At 72.2% G+C, this 20,990-nt stretch carries 19 protein-coding genes; 9 read left to right on the forward strand and 10 right to left on the reverse strand.

All coding sequences use genetic code 11. From position 1 onward, the window contains the following. Positions 1-127: 127 nt before the first annotated feature. Together ACIBP6_RS20020 and ACIBP6_RS20025 are read left to right on the forward strand one after the other, a co-directional pair. On the forward strand, positions 128-901 hold the full coding sequence (locus tag ACIBP6_RS20020) for a MerR family transcriptional regulator (RefSeq protein ID WP_397054098.1): 774 nt from the start codon (positions 128-130) through the stop codon (positions 899-901). After that, entirely contained in the window at positions 898-1,416 is a 519-nt protein-coding gene (locus ACIBP6_RS20025) for a GyrI-like domain-containing protein (RefSeq protein WP_397054100.1), read from the forward strand. The genes ACIBP6_RS20020 and ACIBP6_RS20025 overlap by 4 nt, the downstream gene beginning before the upstream one ends. Positions 1,417-1,586: 170 nt before the next feature. Here the strand turns inward: ACIBP6_RS20025 and ACIBP6_RS20030 are convergent, their stop codons facing one another. The 3 genes from ACIBP6_RS20030 to ACIBP6_RS20040 form a co-directional block, all read right to left on the reverse strand. Further along, entirely contained in the window at positions 1,587-2,045 is a 459-nt protein-coding gene (locus ACIBP6_RS20030) for a hypothetical protein (protein WP_397054102.1), read from the reverse strand. Between the two features lie 173 nt (positions 2,046-2,218). Continuing rightward, positions 2,219-2,998, reverse strand: a complete 780-nt coding sequence (locus ACIBP6_RS20035) for an alpha/beta fold hydrolase (RefSeq protein WP_397054104.1) — start codon at positions 2,996-2,998, stop codon at positions 2,219-2,221. A 101-nt stretch (positions 2,999-3,099) separates the two neighbouring features. Continuing rightward, positions 3,100-3,867 (reverse strand): DUF4352 domain-containing protein, encoded by a 768-nt coding sequence (locus ACIBP6_RS20040; RefSeq protein WP_397054105.1) that lies wholly within the window; start codon positions 3,865-3,867, stop codon positions 3,100-3,102. A gap of 404 nt (positions 3,868-4,271) precedes the next feature. On the opposite strand from ACIBP6_RS20040, the gene ACIBP6_RS20045 reads away from it, so the two are divergent. The 6 genes from ACIBP6_RS20045 to ACIBP6_RS20070 all read left to right on the forward strand — a co-directional run bounded on the left by ACIBP6_RS20045 (position 4,272) and on the right by ACIBP6_RS20070 (position 10,898). Beyond that, positions 4,272-5,237: a DNA-processing protein DprA gene (locus tag ACIBP6_RS20045; RefSeq protein WP_397054107.1), complete on the forward strand. Its 966-nt coding sequence runs from the start codon at positions 4,272-4,274 to the stop codon at positions 5,235-5,237. A gap of 2 nt (positions 5,238-5,239) precedes the next feature. Next, positions 5,240-5,971 carry a hypothetical protein gene (locus ACIBP6_RS20050; protein ID WP_397054109.1) on the forward strand — a complete coding sequence of 244 codons (732 nt, stop codon included), beginning with the start codon at positions 5,240-5,242 and terminating at the stop codon, positions 5,969-5,971. Positions 5,972-6,148: 177 nt separating this feature from the next. Then, positions 6,149-7,468, forward strand: a complete 1,320-nt coding sequence (locus tag ACIBP6_RS20055; protein WP_397054111.1) for a lipase/acyltransferase domain-containing protein — start codon at positions 6,149-6,151, stop codon at positions 7,466-7,468. A gap of 77 nt (positions 7,469-7,545) precedes the next feature. Continuing rightward, positions 7,546-8,322: a glycerophosphodiester phosphodiesterase gene (locus ACIBP6_RS20060; protein WP_397054113.1), complete on the forward strand. Its 777-nt coding sequence runs from the start codon at positions 7,546-7,548 to the stop codon at positions 8,320-8,322. Positions 8,323-8,394: 72 nt separating this feature from the next. Then, positions 8,395-8,967, forward strand: coding sequence for a TetR/AcrR family transcriptional regulator (locus tag ACIBP6_RS20065; RefSeq protein WP_397054115.1), 573 nt, complete (start codon positions 8,395-8,397; stop codon positions 8,965-8,967). Positions 8,968-9,293: 326 nt separating this feature from the next. Continuing rightward, the gene (locus tag ACIBP6_RS20070; RefSeq protein ID WP_397054117.1) at positions 9,294-10,898 is read left to right on the forward strand and encodes an ABC-F family ATP-binding cassette domain-containing protein; all 1,605 of its coding nucleotides are present in this window, start codon (positions 9,294-9,296) and stop codon (positions 10,896-10,898) included. 4 nt (positions 10,899-10,902) lie between these two features. Here ACIBP6_RS20070 and ACIBP6_RS20075 read toward each other — a convergent pair whose 3' ends face one another. From ACIBP6_RS20075 to ACIBP6_RS20105, 7 genes are all read right to left on the reverse strand, one after another. Then, positions 10,903-11,646: a methyltransferase domain-containing protein gene (locus tag ACIBP6_RS20075; RefSeq protein WP_397054119.1), complete on the reverse strand. Its 744-nt coding sequence runs from the start codon at positions 11,644-11,646 to the stop codon at positions 10,903-10,905. A gap of 42 nt (positions 11,647-11,688) precedes the next feature. Continuing rightward, entirely contained in the window at positions 11,689-13,479 is a 1,791-nt protein-coding gene (locus ACIBP6_RS20080) for an APC family permease (RefSeq protein ID WP_397054121.1), read from the reverse strand. Positions 13,480-13,625: 146 nt separating this feature from the next. After that, the gene (locus ACIBP6_RS20085) at positions 13,626-14,294 is read right to left on the reverse strand and encodes a response regulator (protein WP_111182827.1); all 669 of its coding nucleotides are present in this window, start codon (positions 14,292-14,294) and stop codon (positions 13,626-13,628) included. Then, positions 14,291-16,834: a DUF4118 domain-containing protein gene (locus ACIBP6_RS20090; RefSeq protein WP_397054123.1), complete on the reverse strand. Its 2,544-nt coding sequence runs from the start codon at positions 16,832-16,834 to the stop codon at positions 14,291-14,293. Before ACIBP6_RS20090 ends, ACIBP6_RS20085 begins: the two co-directional genes overlap by 4 nt. A 187-nt stretch (positions 16,835-17,021) precedes the next feature. Beyond that, the gene (locus ACIBP6_RS20095; RefSeq protein WP_397054125.1) at positions 17,022-18,932 is read right to left on the reverse strand and encodes an amino acid transporter; all 1,911 of its coding nucleotides are present in this window, start codon (positions 18,930-18,932) and stop codon (positions 17,022-17,024) included. A gap of 136 nt (positions 18,933-19,068) precedes the next feature. Beyond that, the gene (locus ACIBP6_RS20100; RefSeq protein ID WP_397054127.1) at positions 19,069-19,329 is read right to left on the reverse strand and encodes an SAV_915 family protein; all 261 of its coding nucleotides are present in this window, start codon (positions 19,327-19,329) and stop codon (positions 19,069-19,071) included. Positions 19,330-19,512: 183 nt separating this feature from the next. Then, the gene (locus ACIBP6_RS20105; protein WP_397054129.1) at positions 19,513-20,259 is read right to left on the reverse strand and encodes an SAM-dependent methyltransferase; all 747 of its coding nucleotides are present in this window, start codon (positions 20,257-20,259) and stop codon (positions 19,513-19,515) included. 186 nt (positions 20,260-20,445) lie between these two features. On the opposite strand from ACIBP6_RS20105, the gene ACIBP6_RS20110 reads away from it, so the two are divergent. Then, entirely contained in the window at positions 20,446-20,925 is a 480-nt protein-coding gene (locus ACIBP6_RS20110; RefSeq protein ID WP_397054131.1) for a hypothetical protein, read from the forward strand. Positions 20,926-20,990: the final 65 nt, after the last annotated feature.

Genomic DNA, 20,990 nt, shown 5'->3' on the forward strand with positions numbered 1-20,990 from the left:
TTGCCGAGGAGGCGGGAGGCTGTGAAGGGCTGATCGGGCTGGTCGAGGCCGGCACGGGGCCTTCGGTTCCCGCCGACCGAGACGCTCGGCTGGACTCTCCCACAGAGGGAGACCCCATGCTGGGGGCATGGACGAGGAGCTGCTGCCGATCGGGCGGTTCGCCAGGCTCAGTCGGCTGAGCGTCAAACAGTTACGCCACTACGCCGAGCTCGGGCTGCTGGTGCCCGCGTACGTGGACGAGCACACCGGGTACCGCTACTACCGGCACGAGCAGGCACGCGATGCGCTGTCGATCGGGTTGCTGCGCTCGCTCGACGTCCCGCTCGCCGTCATCGCGCAGGTGCTCTCCGACACGCTCGGCGCCCTGGTGGGGGTGCACGAGCGGTTGGAAGCCGAGCTGGCCAAGCGCCGATCGACGCTGGCCGCCCTGGAGCGCGTCATGGCGGAGGGTCTGCCGTCCGCTCCCGTCACGCTGGTCACAGAACCGGCGAGGCGCGTTGCGACAGCCGCGGCGACGGCGGCGGACCCGTCAGACATCGGCAAGGCCACCTCGGCTGCCATCACCAGGCTGCTGGCCGCGTCGTCGGCCACCGCCCCGGAGCTCATCGGCCTGTTCCCGCTCGACCTCGGCGAGCCCGTCACCGTCACCGTCGCTCTGGTCAGCGATGAGCCGGTGGACGGGGCCGAGCTCGACATGCTGTCAGGCGGCCGGTTCGCCCGCGCCACCCACGTCGGCCCCTACGACCAGATCGGGCTGACCGCGCACGCGCTGCTGTCCTGGTGCGCCGAGCGTCGCCATCCCGTCCGCGGCCCGATCCGCGAGGTGTACGTGTCCGACCCGGGGACCACCCCGCCCGACCGGCTGATCACCCACCTGATGATTCCTTTGGAGGAGCCATGACACCGCGTTTGGTCCACTGCGCCCCCGTCACCTGCCTCAACGTCACCGGCATGGGCGAGCCCGGCGGCGCCGAGCACGTCTCGGCCATCGGCGCCCTGTATGCCGTGGCCTCCGCCATGGGAGGCCCCGCAGGGCCGCTGGAGGGCCGTTGGTGGGTGGAGGACACCTCTCGGCCGCCGCTGGAGGTGCCGCGCGATCAGTGGCGGTGGCATCTGCTGCTGCCGTTGCCCGACGTGCCCGAGCTGGGAGTGGCCGAGGCGGCGCGCGAGCAGGCGCGCGCGTCCGGCGCGGCCGTCGACCGCGTCCAGGTGGTCTCCTTCACCGAGGGCGAGTGCGTGGAGTTGCTCCACGAGGGCCCCTACAGCGAGGAGCAGGCGTCGCTCGACGTGATGGAGGCGTTCATGGCCGAGCACGGCCTCGTGCGCAACGGGCTGCACCACGAGATCTACCTGACCGACTTCACCGATCCTGAGCCCAGGACGATACTGAGGCAGCCGGTGGCGCGCCGCGTCTGAGGCGCGGTTCGGTCACGCCTCGAACGGGCGCCTGCCGCGCCTCCGTTCGCCCGGCCACGGGCCGGCGAAGCCCGCGGGCACTCCGGCGCCGGCCACAGGCTCGGCCTCACCGGTCACGATCATCGTTCGCATCCGGCCATGGGAGCTGCGCCCACCGATCGACGGGAGGCTCACCGTGTGGCGAGGCGGGTGAAGGTGGCGCCCCGCAGGACGGCGTGGGCGCCCAGGACGTGGCCGTCGCACATCATCGTCACCGTCCCGGCCTCGTCGGTCACCTTCCACGTCACCGGCTCCGCGCAGGGCTTGGTGAGCCGGTCGTGGTCCCACGTGCGCCGGCACACCCGGCAGGTGGAGGCGCCGGCGCTGGACGACAGGGTCCTGCCGTGCTCGGGGCAGACGCCCCATGGCATGCCGCACTCGCGTACGGCCCAGAGCCGGTCGAGGTCTCCGGCGGCGCGCCGGAGGTCCTCGCTCCCCCGGTCGAGCCACCCGGCGGCCTCGACGGCCGCGGCGAGCGGGTCACGTTCGGGCGCGTCCACGGCGACGCCCTCGCACAGCGCCCGGACTTCGTCCGCGAGGGCTCCGGCGCGGTCGGCGAGGAAGCGTAACCGGGCGGGGGTGACGTTCATACCGGCTCTCGTCTCATGAGGGCCGCCGGAGCGGCGAAACGGATTCGGATGCCACGATCGGCCGAGCCGACGCCCGTGATCCTAACCCTCCCCCCACCCCGACGCGCTGCGCCTCCGCCCCGTACCGAAGCCCGCCGCTCGGGTCGGCGGAGCGGCGCGCACGTGGTCGGGCGTCAGCGCGGATGGTGGAGGACGTCCTGCACTGCCTTGACGACGATGTCGGGCTGGTCGTGCGGGATCTGGTGGGTGGCGTGGCCGGCGATGAGCGAGCGTCCGTGGGGAGATCGGGCGGCGAGCGCGCGGTGGCCGGTCTCCAGGTACGCGAGCTGGGCGCGGGGCATGCGGGGGCGTACGCCGGCGGTGATCACCCGGAGCGGGACGGGCGGGAACGTACCGGCCTCCAAGGCGGTCTGGACCTCGCGCATGTGGCGCGGCAGACCCGCCAGGAGGCCGGCGAGCTCGCGGAACTGCCGGGCGTTCGCGGTGGGCAGCAGCGCGCGGAGGCGGAGCAGCCGCACGGCCACCGCGAACGACACCGTACGCACCACCGCCGACCCCGGCGGCTCCCCGCTCACCGTGGGATCGACGAAGACCAGCCCCGCCACGTCATGGGGGTGCCGCAGAGCGAGCACCTGGACGACCAGCGCCCCGAAGGACCACCCCGCGAACACCGCGGGCAGCGGCACGCCGAGCCCGTGCAGCAGGTGGTGGAGGTCGTCGGCCATCTCGGCGACACTCTCCGCGGCCGGCCCGCCGGACCGCCCGACACCCGCCCGGTCGTACGTCACCAGGGTGGTCAGCCCGGCCAGCCGGCCCTCCAGCCCGCTCCCCCAGGCGTCGTCCGTTCCCTGCCCGGCGCCGCCGCAGTCGAGGACGAGGGTCGGGCCGTCGCCGCGCATCCGTACGCACAGCTTGCGTTCACCCACGGGAATCAGCCGCGTGTCATCGTGCATGACGTCAACTTACGTTGACGAACCCAGAAGCGTCAACCCATATTGACGCTCCTCGTGCACGACGGCACGGACGTCAGGAGCCGAGCGGAGACCCTCCGGCGTCAGCCAAGCGTCCACTCGCCCGTCTGATCGGCGAACCCGCTGTTCAACGCGAACTGGAACTTCGCCGCCTGCGCCGACTCCGGCACCTCGAACACGATCACACCCTTGCGGACGTCTCCCATGTTGATCGTCGCGGAGCCCCCGAACGACTGCCCCTCCTGCACGTCCCGCACCGTGGAGCGGTACTGCTGACCTTCCCCGTCGATCAGCACCGCCCCGTTCGTGGGAGAGTCGTCGTACACCGTCTGACCGGAGTTCTCCAGTGTGAGCTCGACGGCGACGAGCTTCTTCCCCGCCTCCGGCCGGGAGAACTGGCCGGCCGTCGCCGGGTCCACCAGCCTGATGACGGTCACCGTCATCTCCAGCCCAGGGTCGTTCCCCGTCAGCGTGAGGGCGCCGCCCACCGCTGCCGTGGCCGGCTGGTCCCTCGCCACGTCGTCGGCCGGCTGGTCCGTCGCCACGTCGTCAGCCGGGGGCGCGGCGGTCTCCGGCCGGCCGGACGGCATGACCAGGTTCGGCGGGTCCGCCTCCACCACCGTCTCCCTGCCGGAGTCCGCCAGCGCCAGCACGACGGCTCCGCATCCGCCCAGGAGCAGCAGCGGAAGGCCGATCGCGAGCAGCAGGATCAGGCCGGTGTTGCGCTGGGGCGGAGGCGGGGAGGTGGGAGGCTGCGGGCCGTATCCGTACTGCGGGTGGCCGCCATACCCGTAGGGCTGCTGCGGTTGGTGCTGACCGTACGGGTCTTGCGGTTGCGGCGGATAGCCCATGGCGTGGCTCCAGATAGGAGGGAGGTGTTGTGGGACGTTCCAATGGCGCCTCAGGTTTACACCATCCGGGTCCCAATTACCCGTTTCGATGAGGCGGGAGGGACCAGCCGAAGCGCGCGGCCGGCGCCTTCGTCTCCTCCCCGGTCACCGGCAGGGGATCGCCCTGAGCCGGGTGTCGCACGGGGCGATCTCGGCTTCTTCGGCGTCCTCGGCGGGAAGCGGTCCTTCGGCGACGAACGCCCGCACTTGTGGTCTCATGCCGTCCTTGATCGCCGGGCTGTCAAAGTCCGAAGCGGCATGACGACCACGGCGTGCCGTCCGCCCGATCCCGGCACGATGGGCGGATCGTCGCCGAGTTCGTCAGTGGCGGCGCGTACGTTCGGAGCGAACCGGAGGTGGTGAGCGTGACCACGACCGACGAGCGAGCCGCCGTCCTCGCCCTCACCAGGGCCACCCGCGACCGGCCCTGGTTCCACACCGCGCGGGTCGTCCTCGACGCCGGCGGCGCTCTGGCGCTGCTGCGGGGCGGCGGCACGAGCCGCGACGCCGCCGACCGGGCGCACGCCGCCGCACTCGCCGCCCGCATCCGGCCGGCCGATCTCGCCTGGGGGCGTGAGCTCATCGCCGCCATGCTCGCCGCCGGCGTGCGGCTCGTCACCGTGCTCGACGACGCCTACCCCGGCAACCTGGCCTGGGCTTACGACCGCCGGCCGTTCCTGTGGTTCCGTGGCGAGCTGCGGCGCGCGGACCAACGGGCGGTCGCCGTGGTCGGCGAGCGCGACGTGGCGGGGGCGGCCGAGGCTGCGCGGGCGCTGGCCGAGGCGGGGCTGACGGTCGTGGCGCCGCTGCGCACCCGCCTCGACGCCGCCGTCCACGAGGCCGCGCTCGCCGCGGGCGGCCGTACGCTCGCGGTGCTCGACGGCGGCATCGCCGAGCCGTCCACGACAGGAGCGCACGGCGCCCTGGCCGCGCTGATCGCCGACATGGGCGCGGTGATATCGCCGTTCTGGCCCGACGCCGTCCCTGCCTCCCGCGCAGTGACCCGCGGGCCGGCCGACATCCCGGGCGGGCCGGCCGACCCGCTCCGCGTTCTCGGCGACGCCTCGGACGGGCCCGCCGCCGTACCCGCGGTGACCTGCGGGTTGGCCGACTCGCTCTACGTTGCCGACGGTGACCCTGACGGGGTCGCCGCGGCTCACGTGGCGCGGGCGCTGGCGACCGGCAAGCAGGTGTTCACGCCCGCGCGGGTGCCGGAGTGGGCCGCGGCGATGGGGGCGCGGGGAGGCATGACTGCCGTCGAGGACACTGACGACCTGGCCAAGCGGGCGGTCACTCTCGTAGATGTGCCTCCTCCTGCTCACAACCGCTGATCATGGGTGACGCCGAGGCGCTCACCCGAGAGTTCCTGCCGCTGTACGTCCGGGTGCCGGCGGCGCGGCCGGGCATGTGCACGATCTGCCGCACCGGCGCGGCCGACCCGCCGCACGAGACCTGCGCCGGCTGCCGGCGCGCCGCGCACGGCCTGTACGCCTCCACCGAGCACGTCGTGCCGATCTCGCTGACGGCACGCGACACCCAGCTGTACGACGTCCTCGTCCGCGAGCGCGATCCGTCCGGCGCCGGGGGCCGGCGCAGCCGGGCGGGGTTCCTGGCCGCCACCGTCGCGCGCTTCCTCCGCGCGCACGCCGCCTGCCTCGAAGAGCCCGCCGGCGGCCCGTTCACCGTGGTCGCCACGATCCCCGACACCCGCGCCGAACGGCCGATCGAGGCGTTCGACCTGATGCAGCGGGTGGTCGGCCAGGTGGGCGCGCTCGTCCCCCGGTACCGGCCGCTGCTGCTGGAGCCCGTCGCCCGTGCCGCCTTCCGGGTGCGCGGCCGGGTGGACGACGAGCGGGTGCTGCTGGTGGACGACCTGTACGGATCGGGGGTGCGGGTGCGGGGCGCCGCCTCGGCGTTGTACGGCAGAGGCGCGGCGGCGGTGGTGGCGCTGGTGGTCGCCCGTTTCGTCGACATCAACGACCCGCACGGCGCGCGGATCTGGCGGGAGGCGCACGATCGGCCGTTCGGCTTCGACCGCTGCTGCCTGTGTGATCCCGGAGATTGACGCGCCCCGGCCGCCGGGGGCGTGCGGCCAGGGCGCGACGTTTTGGTGCTCCAGGTGGCCCCCACTGGAGCGATGCCCAGATTAGAGGCTTTCGTCCGGTTTGTATAGATTTTTGGTGACATTTCGCCGGGGGCGGCGACACGCCGGGTAGTTGACCGGGCCTGAGGGGGTTTTCTCATGCCTGCACAGAGCCGGATCCGGCGCACGCTCACGGCGCTGCTGCCGTTCCCACTGGCCGTGACGCTGTCCCCGACACCACCGTCCCAGGCCCAGGCACAGGTGCAGGCGCAGGTGCAGTCGCCGGCGCCGCCCCCGAGCCCGTCGGGGCGACCCCGCACCCCGGTCGTGCTCTTTCCGGCCTTCCACCTGACCAAGCTGCGGGTGACCGTACGCGACCAGACGGCGTTCCCGAGGTGCCCGCGGTCGGGCACGTTCGAGGACTGGTACCGCAACGACCGGCCGAGCGCCGTCTTCAGCCAGGTCTGTCAGGACCGGCTCATGACGCTGCGCTACGACGCCGGATCGTCGCTGCCCATGCGGGGCCGCTTCTCCGAGCAGGAAGGCGTCGACGTCCGGATCATGGCGTACGGCCGCACCGCGAGCGCGCCGTTCTACGAGCCGATGTACCGCCGGCTGGAGGCCGCTGGATACGTCCGCGACAAGGACATCCGGGTCGCCGGCTACGACTCCAGGCTCACCCCCGACATGGGCGGGTTCCTGCGGCGCACCCGCAAGCTCATCGAGGACGCCTACCGCGAGAACGGCGACCGTCCGGTGCATCTGGTCGGCCACTCCAACGGCCCGCTGTACGCGCAGTACCTGCTCACGCATTCCAAGCCGGCGTGGCGCGAGAAGTACATCCACGGCTTCACCCCGATCGCCGGCAACTTCCCCGGCCAGGGCCTGCTCTACCCGGTGCTGTTCACCGGCCTGAACATCCAGGACTTCGGCTACCCCACGACGAGGCGGAACGCCGTCAGCAGTGCGCGGATGTACCAGAGCGCGCCCTCGACGTACATGAGCGCCGCCGACCCGGCGATCTTCGGCGACCGCGAGGTGGTCGTCCGCGACGCCTCGGCGGGCCGTGCCTACACCCCGCGCGACCACCGCCGCCTGCTCGCCGACGCGAACCTGCCGGCCGCCCGGCAGATCGCCGCCCACTACGTCGGCTTCGTGAAGTTCGCCGGCAAGGAGGCGTTCCCGGGCGTGGACGTGTACGCCGAGAAGGGCTCCGGCCTGCCGACGCCCGTCGGGGCGCGGCTGCGCGACCTGACCACCGGCCAGGTCGTCGGCAAGGGCACGTTCGTCACCCGCGACGGCGACGGCAACCAGGAGGACGTCACCAACGACGCCGTCCAGGTCTGGCGCGCGATGCCCTGCCACCGCTTCTCGCTCACCGACAACCCGGGCGTCGACCACTTCTCGCTTCCCTCCGACCGTGCGGTCCTCGACCGCCTGGTCACCCATCTGTCCCGGCCGCGCAGCCAGTGCCCGTGACGCGAACCAATTGATCACCATCGGGAGTCCGCCTACGCTGATCACGCATCGTCGCCTGATCAGGACGGGGTCCCGTGATGACCGTCAAGCTGCTTCTCGTGTCGGTGACCACGGCGGTCGCCATCGCGCCGGCCGGTACGACCGCCCGGCTGCCCGCCTGTCCCCTGGTCTTCGGGCACGGCGGCTATCCCACCGGCGCGAACCCCTGGACCCGGGACCAGATCCGCCAGCCCAACCATCCGCGCGGCGTGAACGACCAGCAGGCGTGGGGCGCCGACGGGGTGGAGGGCGACGTCCAGCTGACCAGGGAGGGCACCAAGGCGGTGATGTGGCACAACACCACCACCAACGGCCTGACGGGGGTGAACCGCGCGATCACCGACCTGTGGTGGGCCGCCGGGTCCGACAACCTGCGGGACCGGAGCGTCGCGCGAGGCCCGTACCAGGGTGAAGGGGTCTACACGCTGCGGCAGTGGCTCGACCACGTGCGCTCGCGCGGGCTGGTCGCCCTGCTGGAGATCAAGCCGGAGGCCAGGAACGTCCTGTCGGACTCGGCGCACGCGGCGAGCGGCTGGCGGGAGATCTCCGACCCGGTCAAGGAACGCCAGGGCGCGCAGCGGATCCTGCTCTACTCCAAGGACACGTGGATCCAGGGCGAGCTCGCCAAGCGGCACCCGGGGCTGCTGAAGGGGTCGGCCGCCCGCTGGACCGACAGCGTGGCCTGGGAGGAGCCGCCTCCGTCGTGGACCGGCAACACGGCCCAGTGGCAGTCCGTGCTCGGCCAGAACCCGGCGAGCGTCATGACGAACTACACGAAGGACTACCGCGCCTGGCTGTCCGGCAGGTGCGCGTAGGGGTCGCCTCCCCGTACGCGCCAGGTAGTCTCATCAAGTAAGACGTCCGGTCATATTGAACGGGGAGGCGACGTGCCCAAGGCGTCCAAGCGTGCGGACCTGCTCGCGTCCGCGGTGGAGGTGTTCCACACCCGCGGGTTCCACGGGACCGGCATCCAGGAGATCGCCGACGCGGCCGGGGCCCCGAAAGGCTCCTTCTACAACCATTTCGCCAGCAAGGAGGAGGCCGCCGTCGAGGCGCTGCGGCGCTACGGCGCCGGGCGGCGCTTCGACATCCTCGGCGACACCTCCCTGCCGCCGCTCGACCGGATCCGCCGGCACTTCGAGTTCCTGCGTGACGAGACCGTCGAGCGCGGATTCACGCGCGGCTGCCTGGTGGGCAACTTCGCCACCGGCGTGGCCGACCACAGCGAGGCGATCCGCGCCGCGGTGCTCGAAGGACTCCGCACCTGGTCGGAGGCGATCGCCGCGGCGCTGGCCGAGGCCCGCCGCGACGGCTCCGTACGCCCCGGCCTGGACCCGGACGAGACCGCCCGGTTCCTGCTGAACGCGTGGGAGGGCACCCTGATCGAGGCGCGCGCCGGCAGGTCGCAGGCAGCCTTCGACACGTTCTTCACCATGGCCTTCGACGTGGTGCTGCGCTGACGCCCGCCACGTGCCCGGCCTTCAGCCTCCGGCCCGGCATCGTGCCGATGATGGAGCGCATGCTGTCTCCAGGCCCGCTTCCGGCGGCCCTGGAGACAGCCTGACTCCAGGGGTGCTAAAGTATTGGGGCAATTTGTGACCTGAGTTCCAGGGAGACCAGACATGGCAGGTGACGACGACATCTCCGGGTGATACCGGAGCCTGACCGGCCGTCGGCGAGCGCATCGGAGCGCCGCCGCCCGTGGCCGTGTCGTCGTCGTTCTCATGCCTGTCCACCCGCCGGGCGCCCGTGGCGCGTCCGCGCTTTTCCGTACGAGGTCTCTCCCATGTCCGACGCGTCCGTCGTCTGCTCCGCCCTGTCCTTCTCCTGGCCCGACGACACCCCCGTCTTCGGCGACCTGTCCTTCACCGCCGGCCCCGGCCGTACCGGGCTCGTCGCCCCCAACGGCACGGGCAAGAGCACGCTGCTCCGGCTGATCGCCGGCGAGCTCACCCCCACCGGCGGGAGCGTCACCGTCGGCGGCGTGCTCGGCTACCTGCCGCAGACCCTGCCGCTCACCGGTGATCTGACCGTGGCCGAGGTGCTCGGGATCGCCCCCGTGATCGCCGCGCTGGACGCCATCGAGTCCGGCGACGCGAGCGAGGAGCACTTCGCCGTGATCGGCAACGACTGGGACATCGAGGAGCGCACCAAGGCCCAGCTCGACCGGCTCGGCCTCGGCGACGTGGCGTTCGAGCGCCGCCTCGGCACGCTGAGCGGCGGCCAGGTCGTCTCACTCGGGCTGGCCGCGCAGCTGCTCAAGCGGCCCGACGTGCTGCTGCTCGACGAGCCCACCAACAACCTCGACCTCGACGCGCGCCGCAGACTCTACGCCGTGCTCGGCGACTGGAACGGCTGCCTGCTGCTGGTCAGCCACGACCGGGAGCTGCTCGACCGCATGGACCGCATCGCCGAGCTGCACCAGGGCGAGCTGCGCTGGTACGGCGGCAACTTCACCGCGTACGAGGAGGCCGTGCGCGCCGAGCAGGAGGCCGCCGAGCGCAACGTGCGCAGCGCCGAGCAGGAGCTCAAGCGCGAGAAGCGGGAGATGCAGCAGGCCCGCGAGCGCGCCGAGCGCCGGGCCGGCAACGCGGCCCGCAACCTCAAGAACGCCGGGCTGGCCCGGATCGTCGCCGGGGGCCTGAAGCGCAGCGCCCAGGAGTCGGCGGGCCGGGCCGGGCAGATGCACGCCTCCCGGGTGGGCGACGCACAGGCGCGCCTCGACGAGGCCGGGCGCGCGCTGCGCGACGACCAGAAGCTCGTGCTGGAGCTGCCCGGCACCGACGTCCCGGCCGGGCGCACGCTCTTCGCCGGCGAGGGCCTGCGGGCGCGCGGCCTGTTCGCCGAGCCGGGCCTCGACCTGACGATCCGCGGCCCCGAGCGGATCGCGCTGACCGGGCCCAACGGCGCCGGCAAGTCCACCCTGCTGCGCCTGGTCAGCGGCGACCTGGAGCCGGAGGGCGGCCTGGTCAGGCGGGCCGAGGGCCGCGTGGCGTACCTGTCGCAACGGCTCGACCTGCTCGACCCCGACCGCACGGTGGCGGAGAACTTCGCCGCCTTCGCCCCCGGGATGCTCCAGGCCGACCGGATGAACCTGCTCGCCCGTTTCCTGTTCCGCGGCTCGCGCGCCCACCTGCCGGTGGGGGTGCTGTCCGGCGGCGAGCTGCTACGGGCCACACTCGCCTGCGTCCTGTGCGCCGAGCCCGCCCCGCAGCTCCTGCTGCTGGACGAGCCCACCAACAATCTCGACCTGGTCAGCGTCGGCCAGCTGGAGAGCGCGCTCGGCGCGTACCGGGGGGCGTTCGTGGTGGTCAGCCACGACGAGCGGTTCCTGACCGAGATCGGGGTGGAGCGCCGGCTGCGGCTGGCGGAAGGCCGCCTGGTGTCCTGACCGCTCAGGGGCGGCGGGCCGCGGCCACGAACATCGGCAGGGCCAGGAACGCGCGGCCGGTGCGGGCGCGTTCGCGCTGCTCGGCGGTCCACGCGGCCTCCTGCTCGGGGGAGATCGCGCCGGCCGCGCGGGCGCCGGCCGCGAGGCGGGTGAGCATGGGCTGCACCACCCCGCCGGTGAGCACGCCGGTGTGCGCCTCCACCGTGACGTCCGTGAACCCCGTGTCGAGCAGCAGGTTGCGGAAGCGGCGGGCGGCCCACGGGTTGGTGACGGCGTCCGCGCGGGCGTGCACGATCGCCCGGGTGAGCGCCGGGTCGGCGGAGTCGACGATGAAACCGTCCCAGTCCTGGCCGAGCAGGACGATCCGGCCGCCGGGGGCGAGCACTCGCCGGGCCTCCTCCAGAGGCTCGGCGGGGTCGGGCAGTTCGTGGAACACCTTGTCGGCGCGGTAGCCGGCGACCTCCCCGTCGGCGAGCGGCAGGGCGCGGGCGTCGCCGATCCGCAGGTCGCTCTCCGGGCTGCGGCTCCGGGCGAGGGCGATCATCTCGGCGCTGACGTCCACGCCGATCGCGCGGGCGCCGCGTGCGGCCAGCTCGCCGACCGCGCGGCCCGCGCCGCAGCCGACGTCCACGACGGCCGCGCCGTCCGGGAGGGCGAGCAGGTCGTACGAACGGGCGCGCAGCGCGGTGGCCTCGGGCGTGGCGTCGACGTCGTCGAGCAGCCGGGCAAGTGATTCTTTCGCGGACATACGAGCCAGCATGCGACCTCATGTCGACATGAGGTCAAGCCGTCAGACCCGGAACCGCATCCGGCACACCACCGCGTCGGCGCCCCGGCGCAGCGCCCTGGCCAGCACGGCGCCGCGCTGGTTCTGCAACATCCGCTGCCAGGCGTGCTCCGGCTCGACCTCCGCGATGAGCACGAACACGTGCGGTTCCGGCACCCCGCGCAGGTAGGTGAGCAGCGGCCGGTCCAGCCGCCGGTGGGCGTCGAAGAGCCGTACGAGCTCCACGCCGGGATCCCAGCGGTCCCAGTCCTCGGCGAACGCGCGCGCCTGCCGTTCCTCGCCGGGGTGGGTCACGTTGACGGCCACCACCCGGTCCCCCAGTGACAGCGCGGCGGACAGGGCCTCGCGGGTCAGCCGGGTGACCGTCTGCACGGGCACCACCACCAGGGAGCGGCGCGGCTTGGGCGGCATGGGCGTCCTGCCGATCTCGAGCCGCCGGCCGATGCGCGCGTACTGGCGGTTGACCCACTCCATGGCCGCCACCAGCAGCGGCAGGGCCACCGCGATCAGCCAGCCGCCCTCGCCGAACTTCGTCACCGTCACCACGATCGCGGCCATGAACGTGAGCAGCGCGCCGAAGCCGTTCAGCACCGCCCGCCACCGCCAGCCCGCGGGCCGGTCCGTCAGCCAGTGCCGGACCATGCCCGCCTGCGACAGGGTGAAGCCGACGAAGACCCCGATCGCGAAGAGCGGCACCAGCAGGTTCATCTCGCCCCTCGACGCGACGAGCAGCAGGCCGCTGGTGACGGCGAGGAACGCGATGCCGTAGCGATGCACCTGCCGGTCGGCGCGCAGCGCGAACAGGTGCGGCAGGTTGTTGTCGCGGGCCAGCAGCCGGGCCAGCACCGGCAGGCCGCCGAAGGAGGTGTTGGCGGCCAGCCCCAGCAGCACCACGGTGGCGAACTGGACCAGGTAGAACAGCGGCCCGTCGCCCAGCGAGGCCAGCGTGACCTGGGCGAGCACGGTCACCCCGTCGGCCGGGGCGATGGCGAACTTCTCGATCAGCGCGGCGATGCCCAGCAGCATGACGGCCAGCAGCGCGCCCAGCGCCACCTCGGCCCGCTGCGCCCGCCGGACGCGGGGCCGTTTGAACGACGGCACCGCGTTGGCGATCGCCTCCACGCCGGTCAGCGCGGCGCAGCCGTTCGCGAAGGCCTTGAGCAGCAGCAGGACGCCGACCGTCTGCAGACCGGCCACCTGGTGGCCGACGCTGACGGCGGGTTCGGAGCGGAACAGCCCGGCCACGACGACGAGCAGGATCGCGGCCACGTAGACGACGGTGGGCCCGATGAACGCGCGGGCGCTGTACGCGACGCCCTTGAGGTTGACGCCCGTCACGAGCGCGAGCACGCCCAGGCAGAGCCACACGGTGTACGGCAGCAGCTCCGGAAAGGCGGAGGTGAGCGCCGCGACCCCGGCGGCCACGGAGACGGCGACGTTGAGGACGTAGTCGATGACGAGCGAGGCGCCCGCGACCAGCCCCGCCCGCCTGCCCAGGTGCTTCGTGGCCACGCCGTACGCGCCGCCGCCTTCGGGGAAGGCGGCGATGACCTGCCGGTACGACACGGTCAGCACCACGAGCAGGCCGGCGATGGCCAGGGTGACCGGGATGGTGAAGCCGAGCCCGGCGCCGCCGGCGAGGGCGAGCACGAGCACGATCGCCTCGGGTCCGTACGCCACGGAGGCCATGGCGTCCAGCGAGAGCACGGCGAGCCCGCCCGCGACCGAGAGCCGGTGGCGTTCGCCGGTATCGGGGGGTTCCTCGGCCGCGGCGGGGGTTTTCACGATGGTCATGTCCGCATACTCCTGAAGAGAATTTCCGCCCTCATCGTGACGTGCCACAACCACCGAGATTTGGCTTTATATGAATCCCTGACGGATAAAGCGGAAATTACTACGCGAAATATACGGCCGCGCGTTTCCATCAACATTTTTCCTGGTCAAGGCCGGAAACGGTAACCCATGCCCGGCTCGGTGATCAAGTGGACGGGGTGGGCGGGGTCGCGTTCGAGTTTGCGGCGCAGCTGCGCCATGTACTGGCGCAGGTAATGGGTCTCCTTGACGAACTTGGCGCCCCACACCTCGGTGAGGATCTGACGCTGGCTGATCAGCTTGCCGGGGTGGCGCAGCAGCAGCTCCAGGATGTGCCACTCGGTCGGCGTCAGCCGTACGTCGCCGCTGATCGTCTTGTCGGTCAGGTCGACGACATGGTCGCCGATCTTGATGTTCGCCAGCTCGGCCTCGTGGATGGACACGCGCCGCGTCACGGCCCGCACCCTGGCCAGCAGCTCGTCGATGCCGAACGGCTTGGTGACGTAGTCGTCGGCGCCGGCGTCCAGGGCCTCGATCTTGTCCTGGTTCCCGGCCCGGCCGGACAGCACGATGATCGGGACGCTGGTCCAGCCGCGCAGGCCGTGGATGACGTCCACCCCGTCCAGGTCGGGCAGCCCCAGGTCGAGGATGACCAGGTCGGGTGTGTGGTCGACGGCCGCGCGCAGCGCCGCGGCGCCGTCGGCGGCCACGGTCACCTCGTAGTGGCGGGCGGCCAGGTTGATGCGCAGTGCGCGCAGGATCTGGGGTTCGTCGTCCACGACGAGGATGCGGGTCACCGCGTCACCCCGCGCGGGGCGGTGGGCAGTGTCAGGATCATGGTGAGACCTCCCCCTGGTGTGTCTTCCGGGACGAGCGTGCCGCCCATGGCTTCGGTGAGCCCGCGCGAGAGCGCGAGCCCCAGGCCGACTCCCGAGTGGTTGTCGCGGTCGCCGAGCCGCTGGAACGGCTGGAAGACCCGGTCGTGGGCCTCGGGCGGGATGCCGGGGCCGCGGTCGACGACGCGGATCTCCACCTGTTCGCCGTGGCGGCTGGCGGTGAGGAGCACCGGCCGGTCGGGCGGGCTGTAGCGGACGGCGTTCGCCATGAGGTTGACCAGGACGCGTTCGAGCAGGGCCGGGTCGGCGGCGATCTCGGGGAGTTCGACGGAGATGTCGCCCTCGACGCGGTCGCGCAGCGGCCCGAGGTCGTCCACGGCCCGCGGGACGATCTCCTCCAGGGCGATCGGCTGCGGGGTCACGCCGAGCACGCCGGCCTGCAGGCGGCTCATGTCGAGCAGGTTCGCCACCAACCGGTTCAGCTTGTCCAGCGACTCCGCCGCGGTGTCCAGCAGCTCGGCGCGGTCATGGTCGCTCCAGTCGACGCCGGTGGCGGCGAGGCTCTCGACGGCGGCCTTGGCGGAGGCGAGCGGCGTGCGCAGGTCGTGGCTGACGGCGGCGAGCAGCGCGGTGCGCATCTTGTCGGCCTCCGCGAGCGGCTGGGCGCGGGCCGCCTCCTGCTGCAGGCGTTCCTGGCGCAGGGCGACGGCGGCCTCGGCGGCGAACGCCTCCAGCACCGCGCGGTCGGCGGCGTCCAGCAGCCGGCCGCGGGCGGCGAGCACGAGGGTGTCGTCGATCTGCACGTCGGTGTCGGACTGGGCCGGGCACGTGGACGGCGTGCCGCCGGAGGTGGCGACGATGCGCCAGGCGTCGGGATCCGACTGGTCGTCGGCGGCGCGCGCGGCCTCGGGCCGGCGTTCGAGCAGGGTGACCGAGGTCAGCCCGAACGTCTCGCGCGTCCGTTCCAGCAGGGACGTCAGGGCGGCCTCGCCGCGCAGCACGTGCCCGGCCAGTGTGGACAGCAGCTCGGCGTCGGCTCCGGCGCGGGCGGCCTCCCGGGTGCGGCGGGCGGCGATGTCCACGATCGTGCTCACCGCGGCGGCGACGAGGACGAACACGATCAGCGCGAACAGGTTCTCCGGATCGTTGATCGTGAACCGGCCGACCGGCGGGGTGAAGAACCAGTTCAGCAACATCGACCCGCCGATGGCGGCGGTGATCGCCGGCCACATCCCGCCCGCCAGCGCGACGCCGACCGTCAGGCAGAGGAAGAACAGGATCTCGCTCGGCAGCGACACCACCTCCCGGAACTGCGCCAGCACGGCGGTCAGCAGCGGCATCCCGGCCACCGCCAGCACCCAGCCGGCCACCCGGCGCTTGCGGGTCAGCGCGGCGCGGGTACGGGCCGGGCGGCGCCGTCCCATCCTGACCTCGTCGTGCGTGATCATGTGGACGTCGATCGAGCCGGAACGGGCGATGGTCTCGACTCCGACGCCGCGCGAGAAGAGCTGCGCGAACCGGCCGCGCCGCGACGCGCCGAGCACCAGCTGGGTGGCGTTCACGCCGCGGGCGAAGTCGAGCAGCGCGCGCGGGATGTCGTCGCCGACGACCTGGTGGTAGGTGCCGCCCAGGCTCTCCACCAGCGCACGCTGGCGGGCCAGGCCGGCGGGGTCGGCTCCGGCCAGGCCGTCGGCGCTGGTCACGTGGACGGCCAGCAGGTCGGCGCCCTTGGTGCGGGCCGCGATCCGCGCCGCCCGGCGGACGAGCGTGTCGCCTTCGGGGCCGCCGGTGAGGGCGACGACGACGCGTTCACGGGTCTCCCAGGTCGTCGCGATGCCGTGGTCGGCGCGGTAGCGGTCGAGCTGCTCGTCCACTTTCCCGGCCACCCAGAGCAGGGCGAGCTCGCGCAGCGCGGTCAGATTGCCGACGCGGAAGTAGTTCGCCAGCGCCGCGTCCACCTTCTCCGGCGCGTAGACGTTGCCGTGGGCGAGGCGGCGGCGCAGCGCCTCCGGCGACATGTCCACCAGCTCCACCTGATCGGCGCGGCGGACCACCTCATCCGGCACCGTCTCGCGCTGGGGCACGCCGGTGATCTCCTCGACGACGTCGTTGACCGACTCCAGGTGCTGGATGTTGACGGTGGAGACCACGTCGATGCCCGCGTCGAGGATGTCGTCGATGTCCTGCCAGCGCTTGACGTGCTCGGCGCCGGGCGCGTTGCTGTGGGCCAGCTCGTCGATCAGCGCCACCGCGGGCCGGCGCCCGATGACCGCCTCGACGTCGAGCTCGGTGAACGTGACCCCGCGGTGCACGAGCGTCCTGCGCGGAATGATCTCCATGCCCTCCAGCAGGGCTTCCGTGCGCGGGCGGCCGTGCGTCTCGACGAGGCCCACGACCACGTCCCGGCCGCGGCCACAGGCGCGGCGGGCCTCGTCCAGCATCGCGTACGTCTTGCCCACACCGGGTGCCGCGCCGAGGTACACCCGTAGCCGTCCCCGCACCTCAGGCCCCGTCCAGCCGTACGACGGTCAGGGCGGCGAAGACGTCGGCCATCTCCACTCCTCGATTCGGTCGGCCCCCCGGGACGAGCGGCACCAGACCCAGGAAAACGCCGAAATACTGGCCATTTTCCGTTCTTGACGTCATCCCTACGGCCGGGCGCCGATTCTTGACGCGATCCGTACGCCGTCAGCCGACGTGGACGTGCGGCCGGCGTTCCAGGTCGGGCTCAGCCTGGCGCAGCACCTCACGGGTCAGCGGCGGCACGTCGCCGCCGCCGAAGACCAGGTAGCGCAGCATCGCCCTGACCGGGTTGCCCTCGGTCCAGTGGAAGTAGATGTGCGGTACCGAGCCGGTGCGGTCGCGCAGGAAGAGCAGCAGAGCGGCCAGCGAGTTCGGCACGGCGGAGCTCTCGATGGTGAGGATCCGGTGGCCGAAGCGCTCCTCCGCCTTGACGTGCAGCTCCGTCTCGAACTCCGAGGCGTCCGGCACCGACACCTCGACGAACAGCACGGGCTCCGTGGTGCGCAGCCGGTGGTTGATCCACTGCTCGCGCAGCTTGTCGGCGTACTCGGCCTGGTCGCGCTGGTGGGGCTCGTTGGCGATCAGGTGGATCTCGCCGCACGTGTCGTTGACGAACCGCTCGGCGAGCGGGTCGAGGCTCACCTCGGTGACCCGCAGCTCGGTCGAGCGGGTGGCGCGCGACAGCAGCGAGGTGACGACGATCGCCACGATGAAGAACGAGGCGATCTTCACGCCGTCCGGCCGCTCGATCACGTTGTCCACCAGCGTGTACGCCAGCACCGCCGAGATCAGCGCGAACCCGGCCGCCGCCCGGTTCTGCCCCTTCTTCCTGGCCGACAGCGTCACCGCGACCGCGGCCGAGAGCATGAGGACGAGCACGCCGGTGGCGTACGCGCCGCCCTGGGCGTCCACGTCGGCGCCGAAGATGACCGTGATGGCGAACGCGATCGCCGAGAACACCAGCACCAGCGGCCGTACGGCGCCCGTCCACTCCGGCGCCATGCCGTACCGGGGCAGGTAGCGGGGCACCAGGTTGATCAGCCCGGCCATCGCCGAGGCGCCGGCGAACCAGAGGATCGCGATCGTCGAGACGTCGTAGACGGTGCCGAACCAGTCCCCCAGGTAGCCGTGCGCCAGATACGCCAGCGCCCGCCCGCTCGCCTTCCCGCCCTCCTCGAACTCCGCGTGCGGGATGAGCACGGTCGTGACGAGGCTGGAGAAGATCAGGAACACGCTCATGATGACCGCGGCGACGGTCAGCAGCCGTTTGGTGCCCTCGATCCGCCGCCGTACGTCGCCCTTGACCACCGGCATCACCGCAACGCCGGTCTCGAACCCGGACATGCCGAGTGCCAGCTTCGGCATGACGAGCAGGGACAGGCCGACCATGGCGAGCGGACTGCTGAAGTCGGCCCCCAGCCCGTGCCGCCAGTCCACGACGACCTGCGGGGCCTGCAGCACGTGGACGAAGGCGGTCGCGACGACGACCGCGTTCAGGCCGAGGTAGACGAAGACGAGCAGGACGGCGATGCCGATCGCCTCGGTGAAACCAAGCAGGAACACCCCGCCGAGCGCCGCGAGCAGCACCAGCGTGACGAGCACCCGCTGGCCGGACAGGAATCCGGGCACGAACGGGTTCTCCAGGATGTGCGCGGTGGCGTCCGCCGCCGACAGCGTCATCGTGATGACGAAGTCGGTGGCCGCGAACCCGAGCAGCGCGAGCACGAAGAACTTGCCCCACCACTGGGGGGCGAGCTTCTCCAGCATCGCGATCGACCCCTGCCCGTACGGGCTCTCGGCGGCGATGCGGCGGTAGACCGGCAGCGCGCCGAGCAGGGTGAGCGCGACCAGGAAGAGCGTGGCCAGCGGCGCGAGCAGGCCGGCGGCCAGCGCCGCGATGCCGGGCTGGTAGCCGAGCGTGGAGAAGTAGTCCACGCCGGTCAGGCACATCACCCGCCACCACGGGTGCTTGACGTGGGGACCGTGCTCGATCTGCCTACGGTCGGTCTGCAGACCCTGCAGCAGCCACGACCGCAGCGTCCCCTCCGTAGCGGCCGGCCGTTTCGCCAGCACCATCCCGGTCACCCGTCCCCGTCAAGAGCCCGTAAATACGCATCGCACCTTACTGACCGATATGCGACGTTCGCGGCGGTGGGGGCGTCAAGAAGGCGTAGTGAGGCGTATGTATGGATTCACGCGGCCGGGGCGCGGGTCACGCCACCTGCGTCACCGGCCGGGACATCGTGCCCGCGGGATCGATGATCGTGACGGGGACGTCGAGGTCGGCGACCATCGTCCGCAGGGCAGGGGCGGTGAGCAGCACCCACCGCTGGTCCGGCCCGAGCACCTTGGCGAGCTTGAGCGGCGAGGAGAAGGCCACGGCCGCCCGCTTGCCCGACGCGGTGCGGAACAACCGCAGCGTCAGGGCGCATCCGCCGCCGCGGACGGGGACGAACAATCGAGGCTCGGACATCTGCTTCCTTCCTCCGAACTGGGTACAAAGCAGACGCTAGACCCGTCTCCGCCGGCTGCCGGGGCATCACTACGCGATCAGGACGCACGCCCCGGAAATCCTGACGCCGCGTTGACGACGCCACCGGGCCCGCGCCTGCGCGCGGGCCCGGTGACCGGCTCAGTGACCGGCTCAGTGACCGGCTCAGCGCTTCATGAGCGCGAACACGCCCCAGCCGAGCAGGTGCCGCTGGTAGGTGGTGTAGAGCAGCGGCTCGCGCGACAGCTCCGCGCGGAACTCGGGGGCGAGCTCGTCGTCGGGGTTGGCGTCGAGCCAGGTGCGGACGTTGAGCCAGTGGGCCGCGACGTACCGGTCCCAGCCGTCCTCGTCGGCCAGGACCATCTCGACCACGTCGTAGCCGAGGCGGTCGAAGAGCCGGACGAGCCCCGGCAGGGTCTCGAAGTCGTCACGCGAGCGGGCGTGACAGGCTTCGACGGCCTCCTGGCCGGGCGGCTCGGCGCGCCAGAAGCACTCGCCGACCAGCAGCGTGCCGCCCGGGCGCACGCTGCGTTCGAGCAGCGCGACGGTGCCGGCGGTGCCCTGGCCGATCCAGGTGGCCCCGACGCACGCCGCGACGTCGACGGGCTCGGCCGCCACGTGGGTGGAGGCGTCGCCGTGCACGAACGTCACCCGGCCGGCGACGCCCAGCTCGGCGGCCCGCTCGCGGGCCGCGGCCAGGAAGACCGTGCTGATGTCGACGCCGGTGCCGGTGACGCCGTGGTCGCGGGCCCAGGTGGCCAGCATCTCGCCCTTGCCGCAGCACAGGTCGAGCACGGAGGCGCCCGGACGCAGCCGGATCGCGGCGCCCAGCGTGGCGAGCTTCTCCGGGGTGAGCGGGTTGAGGATCCGGTGGCTGCTCTCGCGGATCGTGAAGCTACGTGACAGGTCCAAAGGGATGAGTCCTTACGTGGGATGACGGGCTGACCAGGCGGCGAACGTCATCGACACGCATAAAGCAACTCCTCCGTCACGAGATGATCCTCCGCGACCCTAGGACGGCCCCCGGCCGTACCACAACCGAATTTCGGCGCCCGGGGCGTGCACCAGCACAGAAATCGTCAGGATATCCTGACGTCTATGACGTTGAAGTCGCCTGACCTCCCCGACCACGAGGGCTTCGTGGCGCCCGTGCTCCCCGATGGCGAGCTCGCCCCTTCCTCCAGCTCCTTCACCAGGGATTTCGTCGGCTACCAGGCCACGTGCTCCTGCGGCTGGACCGACCGGCGGCGTTACCCGGCCACGCCCGAAGGGACGAAGGAGGCGGAATACCGGTGGTGGAGCAGGCACGCCGGCCCCCTGTCCATGGCGGCGCCGCCGAGCTGGCTCGTCATCAAGTCGGACCTGCTCTGCCAGCAGATCGTGGGCCTCACCGCCGACCGTCCCCTGGCCGCCCTCACCCTGCTGTCGCAGGTGGAGAGCTGGCAGCGCACCCTGCTCGACCAGGCCGTCGCCGCCGCCCGGCAGAACGGCTCCTCCTGGGCCGAGGTGGGCGAGGCGATGGGCATCTCCAAGCAGTCCGCCCACGAACGGTTCAGGGACCACGCCGGTTCGCCGTGACGCCCGCCATGAGGTAGGGACTTTGGCCCCTACCTGCGAGGACGTCCACCGCGAGAGGCTCGCTG

This window comes from Nonomuraea terrae (assembly GCF_044465245.1).
Taxonomy (GTDB): domain Bacteria; phylum Actinomycetota; class Actinomycetes; order Streptosporangiales; family Streptosporangiaceae; genus Nonomuraea; species Nonomuraea terrae.